18 protein-coding genes and 1 pseudogene are annotated in these 17,602 nt (G+C 70.5%); 9 read left to right on the forward strand and 10 right to left on the reverse strand.

The annotated features are described in order from the left end of the window. The first annotated feature begins 237 nt into the window (after window positions 1-237). Complete coding sequence (locus ACQEU8_RS11975; protein ID WP_433099696.1) at window positions 238-1,044, forward strand: class I SAM-dependent methyltransferase; 807 nt, start codon at window positions 238-240, stop codon at window positions 1,042-1,044. Between the two features lie 73 nt (window positions 1,045-1,117). Beyond that, a complete protein-coding gene (locus tag ACQEU8_RS11980; RefSeq protein ID WP_433099698.1) occupies window positions 1,118-1,648 on the forward strand; it encodes a DUF6624 domain-containing protein in 531 nt (176 codons plus the stop codon). A gap of 27 nt (window positions 1,649-1,675) precedes the next feature. Here the strand turns inward: ACQEU8_RS11980 and ACQEU8_RS11985 are convergent, their stop codons facing one another. From ACQEU8_RS11985 to ACQEU8_RS12005, 5 genes are all read right to left on the reverse strand, one after another. Then, window positions 1,676-2,638: a zinc-binding dehydrogenase gene (locus ACQEU8_RS11985; RefSeq protein WP_433099700.1), complete on the reverse strand. Its 963-nt coding sequence runs from the start codon at window positions 2,636-2,638 to the stop codon at window positions 1,676-1,678. Between the two features lie 109 nt (window positions 2,639-2,747). Further along, window positions 2,748-3,653: a TIGR03620 family F420-dependent LLM class oxidoreductase gene (locus ACQEU8_RS11990; RefSeq protein ID WP_433099702.1), complete on the reverse strand. Its 906-nt coding sequence runs from the start codon at window positions 3,651-3,653 to the stop codon at window positions 2,748-2,750. Window positions 3,654-3,738: 85 nt separating this feature from the next. Next, window positions 3,739-4,500 (reverse strand): amino acid ABC transporter ATP-binding protein, encoded by a 762-nt coding sequence (locus tag ACQEU8_RS11995; RefSeq protein ID WP_433099704.1) that lies wholly within the window; start codon window positions 4,498-4,500, stop codon window positions 3,739-3,741. Further along, window positions 4,497-5,468, reverse strand: a complete 972-nt coding sequence (locus ACQEU8_RS12000; RefSeq protein ID WP_433099706.1) for an amino acid ABC transporter permease — start codon at window positions 5,466-5,468, stop codon at window positions 4,497-4,499. Before ACQEU8_RS12000 ends, ACQEU8_RS11995 begins: the two co-directional genes overlap by 4 nt. A gap of 86 nt (window positions 5,469-5,554) precedes the next feature. Further along, a complete protein-coding gene (locus tag ACQEU8_RS12005; RefSeq protein ID WP_433099708.1) occupies window positions 5,555-6,511 on the reverse strand; it encodes an ABC transporter substrate-binding protein in 957 nt (318 codons plus the stop codon). A gap of 531 nt (window positions 6,512-7,042) precedes the next feature. Here ACQEU8_RS12005 and ACQEU8_RS12010 point away from each other — a divergent pair. After that, window positions 7,043-8,239 carry an NAD(P)-dependent malic enzyme gene (locus ACQEU8_RS12010; RefSeq protein WP_433099710.1) on the forward strand — a complete coding sequence of 399 codons (1,197 nt, stop codon included), beginning with the start codon at window positions 7,043-7,045 and terminating at the stop codon, window positions 8,237-8,239. Between the two features lie 83 nt (window positions 8,240-8,322). Here the strand turns inward: ACQEU8_RS12010 and ACQEU8_RS12015 are convergent, their stop codons facing one another. Beyond that, window positions 8,323-9,111 carry a class I SAM-dependent methyltransferase gene (locus ACQEU8_RS12015; protein ID WP_433099712.1) on the reverse strand — a complete coding sequence of 263 codons (789 nt, stop codon included), beginning with the start codon at window positions 9,109-9,111 and terminating at the stop codon, window positions 8,323-8,325. Window positions 9,112-9,188: 77 nt separating this feature from the next. On the opposite strand from ACQEU8_RS12015, the gene ACQEU8_RS12020 reads away from it, so the two are divergent. Beyond that, window positions 9,189-9,869, forward strand: a complete 681-nt coding sequence (locus tag ACQEU8_RS12020; RefSeq protein WP_433099715.1) for a CGNR zinc finger domain-containing protein — start codon at window positions 9,189-9,191, stop codon at window positions 9,867-9,869. Window positions 9,870-9,958: 89 nt separating this feature from the next. On the opposite strand, the pseudogene ACQEU8_RS12025 reads toward ACQEU8_RS12020, so the two are convergent. Further along, window positions 9,959-10,243 (reverse strand): annotated as a pseudogene (locus ACQEU8_RS12025) (S24 family peptidase); the annotation flags it as partial. A 163-nt stretch (window positions 10,244-10,406) separates the two neighbouring features. Here ACQEU8_RS12025 and sodN point away from each other — a divergent pair. Next, complete coding sequence (gene sodN, locus ACQEU8_RS12030; RefSeq protein ID WP_209241145.1) at window positions 10,407-10,802, forward strand: superoxide dismutase, Ni; 396 nt, start codon at window positions 10,407-10,409, stop codon at window positions 10,800-10,802. A 165-nt stretch (window positions 10,803-10,967) separates the two neighbouring features. Here the strand turns inward: sodN and ACQEU8_RS12035 are convergent, their stop codons facing one another. From ACQEU8_RS12035 to ACQEU8_RS12045, 3 genes are read right to left on the reverse strand one after another with little or no spacing between them, the layout of a single operon-like run. After that, window positions 10,968-12,164 (reverse strand): cytochrome P450, encoded by a 1,197-nt coding sequence (locus ACQEU8_RS12035; protein WP_433099717.1) that lies wholly within the window; start codon window positions 12,162-12,164, stop codon window positions 10,968-10,970. Between the two features lies 1 nt (window position 12,165). Continuing rightward, on the reverse strand, window positions 12,166-12,753 hold the full coding sequence (locus ACQEU8_RS12040; RefSeq protein WP_433099719.1) for a cupin domain-containing protein: 588 nt from the start codon (window positions 12,751-12,753) through the stop codon (window positions 12,166-12,168). Further along, the gene (locus ACQEU8_RS12045) at window positions 12,750-13,835 is read right to left on the reverse strand and encodes a type III polyketide synthase (protein ID WP_433099721.1); all 1,086 of its coding nucleotides are present in this window, start codon (window positions 13,833-13,835) and stop codon (window positions 12,750-12,752) included. The genes ACQEU8_RS12040 and ACQEU8_RS12045 overlap by 4 nt, the downstream gene beginning before the upstream one ends. A 292-nt stretch (window positions 13,836-14,127) precedes the next feature. Between ACQEU8_RS12045 and ACQEU8_RS12050 the strand changes: the two genes are divergently transcribed. The 4 genes from ACQEU8_RS12050 to ACQEU8_RS12065 all read left to right on the forward strand — a co-directional run bounded on the left by ACQEU8_RS12050 (window position 14,128) and on the right by ACQEU8_RS12065 (window position 17,602). Then, window positions 14,128-15,831, forward strand: coding sequence for a serine/threonine-protein kinase (locus tag ACQEU8_RS12050; RefSeq protein ID WP_433099723.1), 1,704 nt, complete (start codon window positions 14,128-14,130; stop codon window positions 15,829-15,831). A gap of 78 nt (window positions 15,832-15,909) precedes the next feature. Then, window positions 15,910-16,236: a gas vesicle protein gene (locus ACQEU8_RS12055; RefSeq protein ID WP_433099725.1), complete on the forward strand. Its 327-nt coding sequence runs from the start codon at window positions 15,910-15,912 to the stop codon at window positions 16,234-16,236. A 52-nt stretch (window positions 16,237-16,288) separates the two neighbouring features. Then, the gene (gene gvpJ, locus ACQEU8_RS12060) at window positions 16,289-16,819 is read left to right on the forward strand and encodes a gas vesicle protein GvpJ (RefSeq protein ID WP_433099727.1); all 531 of its coding nucleotides are present in this window, start codon (window positions 16,289-16,291) and stop codon (window positions 16,817-16,819) included. Window positions 16,820-16,822: 3 nt separating this feature from the next. Beyond that, window positions 16,823-17,602, forward strand: a complete 780-nt coding sequence (locus ACQEU8_RS12065; protein ID WP_433099730.1) for a GvpL/GvpF family gas vesicle protein — start codon at window positions 16,823-16,825, stop codon at window positions 17,600-17,602.

Consider the following 17,602-nt stretch of genomic DNA (forward strand, 5'->3'; position numbering starts at 1 on the left):
CGCTCCCCTCCCATCGGCGCTCCCTCTCCCCGCACCCTTGCAGCAGGTCACCCGCACGGACCAGCGGTTTTCGCGGGTCACCCCTGCGGGTGGCAGTCAGGGCCCGTACGGCGCAGCCCGACGGCGCGTCTCCCGGAATCCGATGCCAAGACTGGCAGCAGCGCGTTCGTCGTACGAGCGCACCCGACCCACCGGGCGGCCCCGCCCGCGCCTGACGCCTCGCAGCCAGGAGTGCCCATGGCCAGCAGGAAGAACCTCGTCGTCGACCGGACAGCCCTCGCCCACAAGGCGCGGTACGCGCTGACCCACCCGCAGCGCGTCCCCGGCTACCTCCGGCGGGCGGGCCGGGACCGGTGGCTGGCCTTCAAGTACCGCGACCACGTCAGCTACTACCGCGCGGTGATGGCCTCCGACACCCGGCGCAGCCCGGACGCCGCGGTCGGCAGTCCGACCCGCGAGGAGTGGCTGCGGCTGGGCCGGCTCCAGTTCGACTACCTGCTGGGGCACGGCCTGGCGCCGTCCGCGCGGATGCTCGACATCGGCTGCGGCAACCTCCGCGCGGGCTGGCGCTTCATCGACTACCTGGAGCCGGGCAACTACTACGGCATCGACATCTCCCCCGATGTGCTGATCGCCGCGAAACGCACCCTCACCGAGCAGGGCCTCCAGGCGAAGCTGCCGCATCTGACGCTCACCCAGGATCTGAAGCTGGACTTCCTGCCCGAGGCGCACTTCGACGTCGTACACGCGCACAGCGTCTTCTCGCACTCGCCGCTGCATGTCATCGAGGAGTGTCTGGCCCATGTGGGCCGGGTGCTGGCACCCGGCGGCTTCTTCGACTTCACGTTCGACCGCACGGTCGGCACCGAACACCAGGTACTGCGCGAGGACTTCTACTACCGCACCGAGACGCTGACGGGCCTGGCGGAGCGGCACGGCCTCAGCGCCTGCTTCATGAACGACTGGGAGCTGCTGGGCCACGGCCAGTCCAAGATCCGCGTCACCGCGGAACCCCTCCCGGCCGCGCCGTCTGTTCCAGTATGACTGCTCGGAGGGGGTCTCGTCACCGTCCTCCAGTACGACATCGGGCGCTCGAATCGCTCCTAGAGTCGCTGCCATGACCGCACGCGAACAGCACTTCGAACTCAGCCACGAACTGGTCACCATGAAGACCGCGGACCAGCAGGCCGCGCCGCAGGCCAACAGCGACGACCCCGCCCAGCAGCTCGCCTGGCGACGGCTGACCGCCCAGCACGGCGACCGGCTGCGCGCCCTGCTGGAGCAGCACGGGCACTGGCCGACCGCCGAGGAGGTCGGCGAGGAAGCGGCCCTGGGCGCCTGGCTGGTGGCCCAGCACGCGGACCGGCAACTGGACGTGCAGCGGCTCGCCCTCCGACTGCTGGAGCAGGCCGTCGAGGACGGGACGGCGGGGCCCGAGGGCCCCTCCCGGCTCGCCTTCCTCCGCGACCGGCTGCACGTCAACGCGGGCCTGCCGCAGCGCTACGGCACCCAGATCCAGGGCATCACCGCCGACGGAGCACCGGTGCTGTGGCCGGTCGAGGACGCGGAGAAGATGGATGCCTACCGCGCGGAGGCAGGCATCCCGCCGTTCGCCGAGTACACGGCGCAGCACGCGCCGAAGAGGTAGCCCCTCCCGGCCGCGCGGCGCCGGGGCTCAGACGGTCAGCACGACCTTGCCGAACAGGTCGCCGCCCGCCATCTTCGCGAAGCCCTCGCGGGCCCGGTCCAGCGGAAGGACGGAGTCGATGACGGGCCGTACGCCCTTGGCCGCGCAGAAGTTCAGCAGCCCGGCCAGCTCCTCCTTGGTGCCCATCGTGGAGCCGACCACCTTCAGCTCCAGGAAGAAGATCCGGTTCAGCTCCGCGGCGGGCGGGTTCGGGCCGCTGGTGGCGCCGGAGATGACGAGAGTGCCGCCGGGGCGCAGCGACTTGACCGAGTGCGCCCAGGTGGCGGCGCCCACCGTCTCCAGCACGGCGTCCACCCTGTGCGGCAGCCGGGCGCCCGCCTCCACGGCGGCCTCGGCCCCCAGCTCCAGCGCCCGCTTCCGCTTTGTCTCGTCCCGGCTGGTGGCGAACACCCGCAGTCCGGCGGCGGCTCCGAGCACGATGGCGGCGGTGGCCACACCGCCGCCCGCGCCCTGCACCAGCACGGAGTCGCCGGGCCGGACCCCGGCGTTGGTGAACAGCATCCGGTACGCGGTCAGCCACGCCGTCGGCAGGCAGGCCGCCTCCTCGAAGGACAGCTCCTTCGGCTTGGGCAGTACGTTCCACTGCGGTACGGCCACCCGCTCGGCGAACGTGCCCTGGTACCGCTCGGTGAGGATCGACCGGGGCTCGCGCGGCCCCACGCCGTGCCCGGTCTGCCCGATGACGGAGTGCAGCACGACCTCGTTGCCGTCGTCGTCGATCCCGGCAGCGTCGCAGCCGAGGATCATCGGCAGCGACTCCTCACCGAGCCCCACACCGCGCAGCGACCACAGGTCGTGATGGTTGAGCGACGCCGCCTTCACCGCCACGGTCATCCACCCGGGCGGCACCTTGGGCTCCGGCCTCTCACCCAGCTCCAGCCCGTTGAGCGGCTCTTCCTTGTCGATACGAGCGGCGTAAGCAGCAAACATGCCCCGACGCTACGCCGCTGCGTCCCCCGACCGACAGTCCGTCCGAGGTGGGAGCGACCCATCTCACGCCGTCGGCGCACCCTCGGGGCCGCTCCGCGCCGGTCCGGTGTCAGCCCTCCAGCGGCAGGGCTTCGGCCAGGGTCCGCCACTCCTCGCGGGGGAGGTCGGTGCCGATGCCCGGGGTGACCACCTGAACGGCCACATGGTCGGCGCCGGCGGTGAAGAACTCGTCCACGCGGGCGCGGATGGCCTCGGCGTCGCCGATGGCGACGACCGCGTCCACGAGGCGTTCGCTGCCGCCGTCGGCGAAGTCGGACTCGGTGAAGCCGAGGCGCAGCAGGCTGTTCCGGTAGTTGGCCAGGCCCAGATAGAAGGAGAGGTAGTCCCGCGCCGTGGCATAGGCCGCGGAGCGGTCGGCGCCGGGGCGCAGGAGGATCACCTTCAGTTCCGGGGCGAGCAGCGGGTCGGCGCCGAGGATGTCGCGGGCCTCGGCGGTGTGCGCGGCCGTGACGAGATAGGGCAGGGCGCCCAGCGAACGTTCGGCCGCCAGCTGGAGCATCTTCGGGCCGAGCGCCGCCAGCGCGCGCCCCTCGGCGGGCACCGGGCGGGGCGCGTTGTCGAGCATGTCGAGGTAGGAGCGCATGGCCGAGTAGGGCCGGTTGGCCAGCGGGTGGTCGAGCGTGTGCCCGGTCTGCGCCTCCGCGTGGCTGACGCCGAGGCCGAGCAGGAAGCGGCCGCCGTACTCGTCCGTCAACTGCGCGTGGCGCGCGGCGACCTCGGGGGCCGCGTGCTGCCAGATGCTGAGGATGCTGGTGCCGACCGTCGCCCGCGAGGTGGCGGCCAGCAAGTGGTACGCCATATCGGGCGAGGGGCTGCCGCCGATCCAGAGGGCCCGGTATCCCAGCTCCTCCAGTTCGGCGGCCGCCTCCTCGACCTGGGGCCGTCGTGCCGTGTCGTCCGTACGCAGCGCGCCGGCCCAGATGCCGACCCTGCCGAGTTGTGCGTTGTATGCCATGGCCGACACAGCATCACATCGCAGCCCGCTATTCCAGGAACGAACAGCCGGCGGCGCAGAACGAGCGCTGCGGCCCTCCCGCCGCCTACAGCACCTTGGAAAGGAACGACTTGGTGCGCTCGTGCCGCGGGTTGCCCAGCACGTCCTTGGGGTTGCCGGACTCGACGACGACACCGCCGTCCATGAACACCAGCGAGTCGCCGACCTCCCGGGCGAAGCCCATCTCATGGGTGACGACGACCATCGTCATACCGTCCCGGGCCAGCGCCTTCATCACGTCGAGCACCTCGCCCACCAGCTCGGGGTCGAGCGCGGAGGTCGGCTCGTCGAAGAGCATCAGCTTGGGGTCCATGGCCAGCGCCCGTGCGATGGCCACCCGCTGCTGCTGGCCGCCGGAGAGCTGCGCGGGGTAGCTGTCGACCTTGTCGGCCAGCCCCACCCGGTCCAGCAGCTCGGTGGCCCGCTTGCGCGCCTCGCCCCGCGGGGTCCCCTTGACCTGGACGGGCGCCTCCATCACGTTCTCCACCGCCGTCATGTGCGGGAAGAGGTTGAAGCGCTGGAAGACCATGCCTATGTCGCGCCGCTGGGCCGCGACCTCGCGGTCCCGCAGCTCGTAGAGCTTGCCGCCCTTCTCGCGGTAGCCGACCAGGGTGCCGTCGACGTACAGCCGCCCGGCGTTGATCTTCTCCAGGTGGTTGATGCACCGCAGGAAGGTGGACTTGCCGGAACCCGAAGGACCGACGATGCAGAAGACCTCGCCGGTCTTCACCTCCAGGTCGATGCCCTTGAGGACCTCGACGTGCCCGAACGACTTGCAGACGCGTTCGGCCTTGACCATCGTGCTCATGCGCCGACCCCTCCGGCTCCCTGTGCCCCCGAGCCGGTGCCGCGGCTCATGGTGAAGACGTTCTTGCGTATGCGCTGCCACGGAGTGTCGGGCAGCTGGCGGAGGGAGCCACGCGCGTAGCGCCGCTCCAGGTAGTACTGGCCCACGCTGAAGACGCTGGTGACGACGAGGTACCAGATGGTGGCCACCAGCAGCATCTCCACGACGGCGCTGGAGTTGTTGCCGATGTTCTGCCCCTTGCGCAGCAGTTCCTCGTACATCACGACGGAACACAGCGAGGAGGTCTTCAGCAGGTTGATGAACTCATTGCCGGTGGGCGGCACGATCACCCGCATCGCCTGGGGCAGCACGATGCGCCGCATGTTCTGCGCCTGTGTCATACCGAGCGCCTGCGACGCCTCGGTCTGGCCCTCGTCCACCGACTGGATACCGGCCCGGCAGATCTCCGCCATGTACGCGGCCTCGTTGAGGCCGAGGCCGAGAAGCGCCGCCATGAACGGGGTCATGACGTCGGTCATCTCGTCCTTGTAGATGGGCATGATGTTGAAGACCGGGAAGATCAGGGCGAGGTTGAACCACAGCAGCAGCTGCACATAGACAGGCGTGCCGCGGAAGAACCAGATGTAGCCCCAGGCGACGGACGAGGTCACCGGGTTCTTCGACATCCGCATGACCGCCAGGACGATGCCCAGCACCAGGCCTATGAGCATCGACAGCACGCTGACGACCAGCGTGTTCCTGACGCCTTCGAGGATCTGGTCGTTGAAGAAGAAGTCCCCCACCGCCTGCCAGCGCAGCCCCTCGGCGGTGGCGAACGCGCGGACGAGCAGCGCCAGCAGCCCGAGGACCACGACGGCGGAAACGTACCGCCCGTAGTGCCGTACGGGTATGGCCTTGATGGCCTCCGGGGCTTCCTTCGACGGGGGTGCCCCGTCGGCGGGGATCTTGTCGGTGATGGGTGGTGTCACGGGGGCTTGCCTCTCAGCGTCCTCGGCGTCCTGCGGGGTGCTTCTCGTGGGGGGCGGGTGCTTCTCGTGGGGCCTTCGCGAGTGGCTCAGGTACCGGCGTTGATCGTCACCTTCTTCACGGCGCCGTCCTGGACGCCCCACTTCTCCAGCGCCTTCTTGTACGAGCCGTCCTTGATGATCGCCTTCATGGCGGCCTCGAGGGCGTCGCGGAGCTTCCGGTTGTCCTTGCTGACGGCCATGCCGTAGGGGGCCGACTGCATCTGTTCGCCGACGACCTCGAAGTCGGCGCCGGACTTGGCGGCGTTGGCGGCGACGGGGAAGTCGGAGATGTCGGCGACGACACCGCCGGCCTTCAGCCGCACCCGGGCCTCGTCGTCGGTGTTGTACGGCTCGATGTCGATCTTCTTCTTGCCCTCCTTGACGCACTTCTTCGTCTGCGTCTTGAGGATCTCGTGCGAGGTGGTGCCGCGCTGGGTGGCCACCTTCCTGCCGCACATCTGGTCGACCGAGTCGATCTTCTCCGGGTTGCCCTTCTTGACCAGGATCGAGGAGCCGGCGGAGAGGTAGTCGACGAAGTCGACGCCCTTGCCCGCCTTCTTGCCCTTGTCGTCCAGGCCCTCCTGGCGGTCCTTGGTGTCCGTCATCGAGGACATGATCATGTGGAAGCGGCCGGTCTGCATCGAGGTGATCAGACCGTCGAAGGTGCCGTTGGTGAACTGGAAACGGACACCGAGCTTCTTGCCCATCGCGTTGGCGAGGTCCGGGTCGAGGCCGACGATCTCGGCCCCCTCCTTGTACTCCATGGGCTTGTACGCGGCATCGGTGCCGACCTTGATCACGCCAGCGCTGCGGATCTTCTCCGGCAGCATGGCGTTCAGCTTGCCGCTCCCACCGCCGGAGCCGCCGGAGGCGCCGTCGGTCTGGTCACCGCAGCCGGCCAGCAGCAGGGAGCCACCGACCGCCAGGGCGACCGGCACGGTCGCGGCGCGGCGCGCGGCCACACATGCGGCCCGACCGGCGGTCATGAGCCTGTTTACGGTCATGGGCGGGTCCTCCTGAGATGAGGGGGAAGCCGTGGGGTCGAGCGCACACCTTCGGATGTCGCGACCGTGTCCGACGGATGAACGGATGAACGATGGGGGGCATCTTGCCATCCGGACAAGCGGCAGCAGGGCGCCTCCGAGGTCAAAATCGGATAACGGATATGCGACTCCGATTACAGGGCGCGGCGAAAGGCCGTAAAGGGGGCGAGCGCCGGGAGTGCTGTCCCTCACACCGCCGGACTGTCTCACTCTGCGGACTTCGAGTCGGAGTCGAGGCGCTTTGCCCCGCATTACTCCACCTTCGATACCGGTGCGGCCGGAAGTAGGTCGTCCCCGGCGGCAGGTGTCGGGTAGAAAGGTCGATTACACCCCTCACCCGGGGACCAGGGCGCGTGTGCGGCGCGCCCGGCGTCCGTGCCTCCCTCCGGGCCGCGGCCATCCGCCGGCCCGGGAAGCGGACGCGGTGCCCGCCCGTTCCTCACCGCAGGGAGCGGTCACCCTCACACAGATTCGACAAAGGGGTTCAACACAGTGGCAGCGGAGATCGTCAATCAGAAGGACGGGCTGGAGCCGGACGTGATCGATCCGGCGTTCGCCCTGCACCGGGGCGGCAAAATGGCCGTTCAGGCGACCGTGCCGGTGCGGGACGCCGACGACCTGTCCCTCGCCTACACACCCGGCGTCGCGAAGGTTTGCAGCGCCATCGCCGAACAGCCCGAGCTCGTCGACGACTACACGTGGAAGTCCCAGGTCGTCGCGGTGGTGACCGACGGCAGCGCGGTGCTCGGACTGGGCGACATCGGCCCCGGGGCCTCGCTCCCGGTCATGGAGGGCAAGGCCATCCTCTTCAAGCAGTTCGGCGGCGTCGACGCGGTGCCGCTCGCGCTGGACACCAAGGACACCGACGAGATCGTGGCGACGGTGACCCGGCTCGCCCCCTCGTTCGGCGGGGTCAACCTCGAGGACATCTCGGCACCCCGGTGCTTCGAGATCGAGGCCCGCCTCAAGGAGACGCTGGACATTCCGGTCTTCCACGACGACCAGCACGGAACGGCCATCGTCACGCTGGCCGCGCTGCGCAACGCGGCGAAGCTGAAGGACCGCGCGCTGGGCTCGCTGCGCGCCGTCATCTCCGGCGCGGGTGCCGCCGGTGTCGCCATCGCGAAGATCCTCGTGGAGGCGGGCATCGGGGACGTGGCGGTCTGCGACCGCAAGGGCGTCGTCTCCCGGGACCGCGGCGACCTCACCGAGGTCAAGAAGGAGCTGGCCGGCTTCACCAACAAGGCGAACGTCACCGGCTCCCTGGAGACCGCGCTGGAGGGCGCCGATGTGTTCATCGGCGTCAGCGGCGGCACGGTGCCGGAGGAGGCCGTCGCCACGATGGCCGAGGGCGCGTTCATCTTCGCCATGGCCAACCCGAACCCGGAGATCCACCCCGACGTCGCCCGCAAGTACGCGTCCGTGGTCGCCACCGGGCGCAGCGACTACCCGAACCAGATCAACAACGTGCTGGCCTTCCCCGGTGTCTTCGCCGGTGCGCTCCAGGTCCGTGCCACCGACATCACGGAGGGCATGAAGCTGGCCGCCGCGGAGGCGCTGGCCGCTGTGGTGGCCGACGAGCTCAGCCCCGAGAAGGTGATCCCCTCCCCCTTCGACGAGCGCGTCGCCCCCGCCGTCACCTCGGCGGTCGCCGCCGCCGCCCGCGCGGAGGGCGTTGCACGCCGCTAGACCGGACGTCGGGCCTCCCCCTCTCCGGCGGCCGGTGAGGGGGTGCCCCTGTCGCGAGGGCCCCTCTCACCGGAGGGCCCCTCTCACCGCAGGCCGAGCACCAGCGCGTCCGTCGGCGAAGCCCACACAACGCGGCTTTCGGCGAAGCCGGCCCCCCGGAGGGTGGCCGCGTGCCACTCCGCGTTCTGGAACTCCTCGTCGTTGTGGTCGGCGTGCTCCGCCTCCGCGGGGTTGCCGAAGAGGGCGAACCGTTCCTTGGCGACGTCCGCCAGCGCGGGGTCCTCGGCCAGCGCGCGCCACCACCCACGCCAGTCCTGCGCGCCCTCGCCGGCCAGCTGCTTGCGCCGGGCCTCGTCGAACACATGCACCGCGGCGTTGATCCGCGGCGTCGACTCGTCCGGCATATGGTCGGCGTTCATGAAGACCCCGCCCTCCCGCACCAGCCCCGCGAGCTGCCCGTAGAGCGCACGCAGCGGCTCGGTACGCATCCAGTGCAGTGCAGTGGCGGTGAGTACGGCGTCGAAGGGGCCCTCCGGCAGTGCGCTCGGCCAGTCCGGGTCGCTCAGGTCGGCCGTCACGAACCGGGCCCGCTCGTCCTCCGCGAAGGTGCCGCGCGCGATGGCCAGCAGCGCGGGGTCACGGTCGACGCCGACGGTCCTCGCGTTCGGCATCCGCTTCAGGGCGCGGTCGGTGATACTGCCCGTACCGCAGGCGAGGTCGAGCACCCGGGGTTCGGGTCCCACCAGGGCCTCGGTCATGTCGAGCATGACCCGGAACCGCTCCTCGCGGTCGGGCAGATACCACTCCTGCTGCCGGTCCCAACTCTCCTGCCAGCGCTGCCAGTCGGCCTTGTGCTGTGCGTGGGTCGCCATACCCGTCCTCCGCCGTAATACGCTCGTAGTGCCTTCAACTATTACTGACGATAGAACGCCCGCCGTAAGGATCACAAGTGGAACTCAACTATTACTCCGATCTGGCAGTGCGACTGGTGAACAGCGAGCAACCCGAGCGCGGGGAGGACACCCTCACCTCCGTCGAGTCGGTCCGCGAACTCTTCGGCGCGCACGGGACCATGGCGCGCCGGGCGACCGAGGCCGATGTCAACCGGCTGCGTGCCGTCCGCACGAGGCTGCGCGCCGTCTTCACCGCGGCCTCCGAGGGTGACGAGGTCCGCGCCGTCGATCTGCTCAACGCGCTGCTGATGGAGTTCCCGACCAGTCCGCAGATCTCCGGACACGGCGATCTGGACGACGAGGGGCGCCCCAGATGGCACATGCATCTGGCCGAGCAGCCGGCCAACGCCACCGCCGCCTACGCGGCGACAGCCTGCATGGGGCTCGCCTTCCACCTCACCGATCTGGGCGTGGACCGGCTGGGCATCTGTCAGGCGTCGCCCTGCCGCAACGCCTATCTGGACACCTCGACCAACCGCTCGCGCCGCTACTGCTCGGACCGCTGCGCGACCCGCGCCAACGTGGCCGCCTACCGGGCCCGCAAGCGCCTGGAGAGCAGCCCGGCCGGACCCGAGGACGCGCCGGACCCGTCGGCCGGCGGGCGCGGCCGCCCCGGCCCGACCAGCGGGCGCACCGCGGAGACCGACCAGCGCAGCAGCGGGCCCGGCGAGCGCTGAAGCCCGCGCGGCGGGCGCAGCCGCAGCCACGCGCGGGCCACGAGGAGCTCGTCGGGCACCGCGCCGAACTCCCGACTGTCGTTCTTCACCCGTGGGTTGTCGCCGCGCACCCACCAGCCGGCGGGGCGCCGTTCGATGGCGCGTTTGACGATGAGCAGATCGTGCTGGAAGGGATGGCGCAGCACGACGATGTCGCCGGGCCGCACGGGGGCGCCGTAGGTGACGGCCAGTTGGTCCCCGGGCAGCAGCGTCGGCTCCATCGACGGGTTGTAGACCTCGGCCAGCCCGATCCGCTTCAGCGGTCCACCGTGCCCGTCCCGTTCCCGGCCCTGAGCACCGTGGGTCAGACCGCCCTGTGGCGTACGCTCCGACATCTTTTCCGCCTCCGGTCCCAAGGCCGCCTCCGGCCCGATTACTCCAGCAGATCCAGCCCGTCACTGGACTTTTGTCCTAAGCCCGTGGGGGCACACGCGAAAAGACTTCCCACACGGAGTAATCTCGCACGTGAGAAGACGATCACGAGGAAGGACGGCTTTTATGCTCTCCCGACTGTTCGCCCCCAAGGTGCAGGTCAGCGCCCATTGTGACCTGCCGTGCGGCGTCTACGACCCGGCGCAGGCCCGGATCGAGGCCGAGTCCGTGAAGGCCATTCAGGAGAAGTACCAGGCCAACGACGACCCGCACTTCCGCGCCCGGGCGACCACCATCAAGGAAGAGCGCGCGGAACTCGCCAAGCACCATGTCTCGGTGCTGTGGAGCGACTACTTCAAGCCGCCGCACTTCGAGAAGTACCCGGAGCTGCACCAGCTGGTGAACGACACCCTCAAGGCGCTCAGCACGGCCAAGGGTTCCACCGACCCGGCCACCGGGCAGAAGGCGCTGGACTACATCGCCCAGATCGACAAGATCTTCTGGGAGACCAAGAAGGGCTGAACCACCCTCAAGCCTCATGGTCAGCGGCTTTTCCACCGCGAGATCACCGGTCGCGCCCGGTCCGTACACCGCCGACAGCCTCGGCCACCACGGACCGGGCGCGGTCGTCTCCGCCGTCCGCGCTCGGCTACGATCCGGGCGATCCGGGCGACGGCACCGGCCGGTTCACCAGCTGACCGGCAGCCCGACCGGTCCCCTGATGAGCACCTGCTGCTGCCAGGAGACCTCTTCCCGGGGAACGGCCAGCCGCAGCCCCGGCAGCCGGTTCAGCAGCGTGGACAGCAGCACCTCGGCCTCCATCCGGGCCAGCAGCGGCGCCACACAGTGGTGCGGCCCGTGCCCGAAGGCCAGATGCGGCGGGCCCTGACGGTCGACGTCGATAGTGTCCGGGTCGGAGAAGCGCCCGGGGTCCCGGCACGCCGCCACATACGACACCTGAACCACCTCGCCGCGCCGGATCAGCGCGCCCCCGACCTCCACATCCTCGGTGGCGATCCTCGGCTGCCCCACACCGTTCTTGTGCGGGATCCAGCGCAGCAACTCCTCGACCGCCTGCGGCAGCAGCTCCGGTGCGGACAGCAGCCGCTCGCGCAGCTCGTCGCGGGTCAGCAGCAGATAGACCATGTTGGAGACGTTGTTGCGCACCGCGTGCCAGCCGTTGAGCCCGATCAGCGTGGCCAGTGCGAGCAGTTCCTCCTCGTCCAGCCGGCCGGCGTCGACCGCCTCCACCATCCGCGTCATCAGATCGTCGGCCGGCCGGCGGCGGCGCCGTGCCGCAAGCCGGCGGAAGTAGGCGCGGGCCGCGGTCTTGATCTGCTGCGCTCGCTCCAGGCCTGCGTCGTCCGCGGCCCGGGTGAACAGTGCGTCGGCCCAGTCGCGCAGCCGCGGCCGGTCCTCGGGTGGAGCGCCGAGCACCTCCCCCACCACTTCGAGCGGAAAGGGCGAGGTGACGTACCGCACCAGGTCGGCCGGCGGCCCGGCCGCCAGCATGTCGTCCACCAGGCCGTCCACCACGGACTCCACCCAGGGCCGTACTCGTTCGACCCCGGCCCGGCTGAAGGCCGGGGCCACCACGGCGCGCACCCGCGCGTGATCGGGCGGGTCGACGAAGCTCACCGCGCGGTCCAGCGGGATCAGATGTCTGGTCATCCTGGGCGTGGGACGGCCCACGATGTCCCGGCTGAACCGGGGATCGGAGGTGACGAACCGGACGTCGTCGTACCGCGTCACCAGCCAGCAGTCCCCCTCCCCGTACAGCAGCCGGATCCGGGCCGGCGGCATCTGCAGGGCGGTCCGCAGGAACGGATCGAACCTCAGCTCCGGCGGGTCGTCGGGGACCTCGTACAGCGGACACTCGGACATGTCACCGCTCCTCGGCCGGGGCCGGGCCGTGCCGCAGCGGGGTGAGCTGTTCGATGTCGTAGCGGGCGCGCAGCTCCGCGACGGCTGTCTCGTCCGGGGGGCCGCCGGCGGCCAGCAGGTCCAACAGCTCGTCGAAGTACCGCTCGTGGTCCGGCGGGGGTGCCGACTGGAACAACATCCGGGCGGGGCTGCCTGTCGGGTTGGCGAACGCGTGCGGACAGCCCGGCGGTACCAGTACGACGGTGCCGACCGTGGCGCGGACGACGCGGTCGCCCGCCGCCGACTGCCAGCCCCGCCAGCTGTCGCGGGTGCGGACGCGCGGCTCGAAGGCGAAGATGTCGAGCTCGCCCTCCAGCACATAGAACAGCTCCTCGGTGCGGGCGTGGACGTGCGCACCGACGTCGAAGCCGGGCGGCACCACCACCTCGAAGCTGGACGCGGCGCGTGAGTGCTCCCCCGTCACCTTGTAGGTCACCTGCTGCGCCGCGGTCCGTACGGTGCGGCCCTGGCCCGGGGGTACGACCAGGCCGCGGGCCGGGCCCGGGCGGGGAGCCTGCCCGGCGGGCTGTTGATGTCCGGTATCGGTCATGAGCGACTGAGGACTCCTTCCGGTCGGCTGCCGACGGCGCTCCGCCACCGGCCCAGCGTCATCTCCGCGGTGATTCCGGGCCCGAAACCGGCCAGCAGCCCCGCCGCCCCGTCGCCGGGCCCGCCCTCCTCGAACAACCTGCGCAGCGCGTCCAGGACGACGACGCTGGCCGTGTTGCCGTACTCCGTCAGCGTGGCCCGGCTGAACCGGAAGGCGTGCTGGGGCACTTGGAGGTACTCCCCCAGATCGACCAGGATGCGGGGGCCACCGGCATGCACGATGTAGAAGTCCAGCCGGGTCACGTCCCAGCCGTGCAGCGCCGCCAGCTCACCCAGCGCCGGCGCGAGCGGCCCCATGGTGGACGGCACCCGCTTGTCCAGCACGAAATGGAAGCCCGTGGACCGCACGTCGTAGGAGATCCACGCCTCGGTGTCCGGGATCAGATACGAGCCGTTGCGCTCCAGCCGGATCCCCGTGCCGCCCGAGCCCCGCACCACGGCAGCGGCCACGCCGTCCCCGAACAGGCCGTTGGACAGCAGCGATCCGACCCCGACGTCCGTCGGCTGGTAGCACAGCGAGCAGAACTCGCACGCGACAATGAGGACGTTCGCGTCGGGGTGTGCCGTGCAGAAGTCGTGCGCCCGGTTGATCGCCGCCCCGCCGCCCGCGCATCCCAGCTGCGCGATGGGCAGTTGGCGGGTCGTGGAACGGAACCCCTGCGTATTGATCAGCCAGGCGGTGAGCGAGGGCATCATGAAGCCCGTGCAGGACACATAGACGATGAGGTCGATGTCCTCGGCGTCCAGCTCGGCGGCCTCCAGCGCCCGGGAGATCACTTGCGGTACCCGGGCCTTCGCCTCGGTCTCGTACACCGTGTTCCGCGCCTCGAACCCCGGGTGACTCAGCGTCAGTTCCAGGGGCTGTACGAGATGTCTCGTCAGGACGCCGGTGTTCTCGATCAGCCGCAGCACGAGCGGGAGTTGAGGATGGTCCGGGTGCCGGGAACGCGCCAGTGCGAGAGTGTCCGCCATCGTGATCACATGTGGCGGTACCTGCACAGCAGGCCTGCACAATGTCGCCATACAGAAATCAACGACAGCCCGACATCGCCGGATACTCCCCTTATAGAGGGCAACTGCCCCAATCTGTAACAACAATCCCCAACAGCCGCTCAGCGGGCAACTGTCCTTCGAACAGGACAAGCACTGCGCGCCCCGAAGCCCGGGCTCCTGGGCCCTCTTGCCCAGCCGCGCCGGCGACAGGATGCTCAACTTCCGGCAGTTGCCCGGCGCGACGGGCGCCCGGGTGGCGCAGGCTCAGGCACATGGTCGGGGGATCGGGGGAACAGTGACACAAGGGGCTCAGCAGGGCGATGTGATCTCAGCTCGCTACCGGCTGCTGCGTACGCTCGGCTCCGGCGGCATGGGCCGGGTCTGGGAGGCACACGACGGGCGGCTGGACACCCGGGTGGCGCTCAAGGAGCTGTGGCTGCCGCCCGCGATGGCGCCCGAGGAGCGTGCCGAGCGGCTGAAGCGGGCCGAGCTGGAGGCGCTCAACGCCGCCAGACTGCGCGACCATCCCAACATCGTCACCGTGCACGACGTCCTCGTCGAGGACGGCTGCCCCTGGATCGTGATGCAGCTCGTCTCCGGCGGCACGCTCCAGGACCGGCTCACCGATGGGCCGGTGTCCGTCTCCGCCGCCAGGAGACTCGCCAAGGCCCTGCTCGGCGCGCTCGATGCCGCGCACCGGCACAACATCGTGCACCGCGACGTCAAACCGGCCAACGTCATGGTGACCGAGGAACGGCAGATCCTGCTCACCGACTTCGGCATCGCCGCCTCGGAGGCCGGCACCGGGCTGACGGCGACCGGGGTGGTCGTCGGCTCGGCCCCCTATCTGGCACCGGAGCGGGCCAAGGGTGAGAAGTACGGCCCCGCCAGCGATCTCTTCTCGCTCGGGGTGACGCTGTTCGAGGCGCTGGAGGGCGCCTCGCCGTTCCACCGGGAGTCCAGCGCCGCCTCCCTGCACGCGGTGGCGTACGAGGAAGCCCCCCGGATGCGGCGGGCCGGACCACTCGAACCGCTGGTCACGGCGCTGCTGGCCAAGGCTCCCGCGGACCGCCCCTCGGTTGCCGAGGCGGCGGCCATGCTCAAGGGCAAGGACTGGCCGAACAAGCCGTCGGAAGGTACGACGGGCGGCGGCCGCCAAGGCACGGCCGAGTTGCCGACGAAGACCACGGCCGAGAAGACCACGGCCAAGCAGACCCCGACGAAGAAGGCCACGACCAAGAAGCTCCCGCCGCAGAAGAAGCCGGCCGCGCCTGCCGCCCAGAAGGTGAAACTGGAGATCGCCAACGAGGCCGGGGCGCAACTGCGGGTCCGGGCCGACGAGGTGACCGTGGGCTGGGCCGCAGCCAGAACGACCGCCACCTTCAAGGTCAAGGCCGCGGCCCGCGCCATCGAGGTGACGAGCTCCGGCCTCAACCGCGGACTGTGGCAACTGAAAGCCAAGCCCGGCGAGACCGTACGGCTCGCTGCCCGTAAGCGAGGCAAGGACCTGCTGCTGAGCAGCGCCGGGACATCGGCACCGGCCTCCAGGGCACCGTCGTCGGCGGGGTCGTCATCGGCTGGGGCGTCATCCGCGGGGTCGTCGTCCGCCCGGCCGTCGTCCGCCGGGTCGCCGGCCGGCTCGGGAGCGAAGCCGTCCGGAGGGACGAGCAATTCCACCGACAACTCCGGAACGGGCTGTGTCCTCCTCGTGCTGGCCGCCATCGGGCTGGCGCTGCTGCTGTACGGGCAGCACCAGGGGTTCTCCCGCTGGGTCAGCCACGAGCTGCACGACGACGCCTCGACCTCCAAGGTCGGCGACTGCCTCTTCTACGACACCCACCAGGATGCGGACAAGCAGGCCGGTCCCGTCGGCGAGTGGGTGCGGGTGCCCTGCTGGTCCGCGGCCGCCGAGTACGAGGTGAGCAGCCTGTACGCCCCGCTCTCCGCCACCGGCACCCGGACCTGCACCGCCGGCGGCACCCCGGTCGTGCTCACCGGCCGCACCCTGTGCGCGACCCGGAAGTGACCGGTCCCCGCCAGGGGTAGTGCCCGTACGGCTCAACTCCGGGTGCGAAGCGCGCTCACCCGTACACAGACTGTGTGCATGCCTGAGCAACGTGAACGGCACACGCGGACCGCGACGAAGTCCGCCGCCTCGAAACGGTCCGCCTCGAAAGCCGGAGGTCCGGAGGACGCGGCGCGACGCGCCTGCCGCGGGCTGCGCCGGCTGATCGGCCACCGGGCCGAAGGGGTGTCGGCGGTACGCCGGACCGAGGAGGGCTGGCGCGTGCACGTCGATGTGCTGGAGGTCCCGCGCATCCCGGACACCACGAGCCTCCTGGCCACCTACGAGGTGGAGCTCGACGGCAAGGGAGAGCTCAGCCAGTACCGCAGGATCCGGCGTTACCGGCGTGGCGCGAGCGACGACTGACGGCGCCGTACCACCCGAAGGTGCCGTCACAGCCCGAGAGGAAGAGCCGCCCATGACGACGACCACCACCTACAACGAGGCCGCGGTGTGCGTGCCGCGCGCCGGCACCCTCTACGACGTCCTCGAACTGATCCTCGATCGCGGCATGGTGATCGACATCTTCGTACGGGTGTCCCTCGTCGGTATCGAGATCCTCAAGATCGACGCCCGGATCGTGGTTGCCAGCGTCGACACGTATCTGCGCTTCGCCGAGGTCTGCAACCGGCTCGACCTCAACCAGGACGCGGCCAGCAGGACGGTGCCCGAGCTCTTCTCCAACATGGCGAGCGGCGTGACCACGACGGGCGCGAAGAGGGCCGTCAAGTCGGCCGGCGGGAAGGTCGGCGGCAAGGTCAAGGAAGCCATCGGGGTGGCGGGCGAGGACGAGGACGAGGAGGACGAGACCGACGAGGACAGGCAGGAGGAGGCCGAGCACGCCGAGAAGCCCCGCAAGCGCCGTACCGCCGAGGGCTCCGCCGCCTCCCGCGGCTCGGGCGGCGGCCGGACGACGCGCGGCACCGCCCGTCGCAGCCAGGAGGACTGAGGCATGGCCAGCCCCCGGGTGTACGTCTACGGCATCGTCCACGCCGCGCGCAGCCTCCCGGCGGACGTCCGCGGTGTGGGCCGGCCCGCGGCGGCGGTCCGGCTGCTGCCGGTGGGCGAGCTGGCGGCGGTGGTCAGCGACGTACCGGACGACCTCCGCGCACGCCGCCGCGATCTGATGGCACATCAGGATCTGCTGACGCGCCTGGGGGCCGAGGCGCCGGTGCTCCCGATGCGGTTCGGCATGGTGGCCGACGACGCGGCGACGGTGGAACAGGCCGTCGAAGCCGCCGCCGCGACACACCTGGCAGCCCTCGAACGCCTGCGCGACCGCACGGAGATGAACCTCAAGGCCACCCCGGCACAGTCCGGGATCGAGGCCCTGGTCCGGGCCGACGCGGGTGTCCGACGGCTGCTGGCGGATGTGCGGCGCAGGCCCTCCTACGAGGGGAACGTGCGGCTCGGCCAGGCGGTCGCCGAAGGGCTGGCACGCCGTGCGACTCAGGCCGTCGAGCAGGCGCTGCCCGGCCTGACCGCGCTGGCGGACGGGTTCGTCCGCGGACCTGACGTGCCCGGGTGCGTACTGAACGGATCGTTCCTGGTGCCGAAGGCGACGGAGGAGCGCTTCCGTGCGGAAGTGGAGCGCTTCGCCGCCACGCACGCGGAGTGCGTGGAGCTGAGTCTGACGGGCCCGCTGCCCTGCTACAGCTTCGTGCCCCAGGACGGTGCCGGTGCGGCGCCGTCCGGTCGGCCGCACGCCGAGCACGCCGTGGCGGGGGGCTGA

Origin of the sequence: Streptomyces sp. CA-250714 (assembly GCF_050936705.1) — a bacterium.
Classification (GTDB): domain Bacteria; phylum Actinomycetota; class Actinomycetes; order Streptomycetales; family Streptomycetaceae; genus Streptomyces.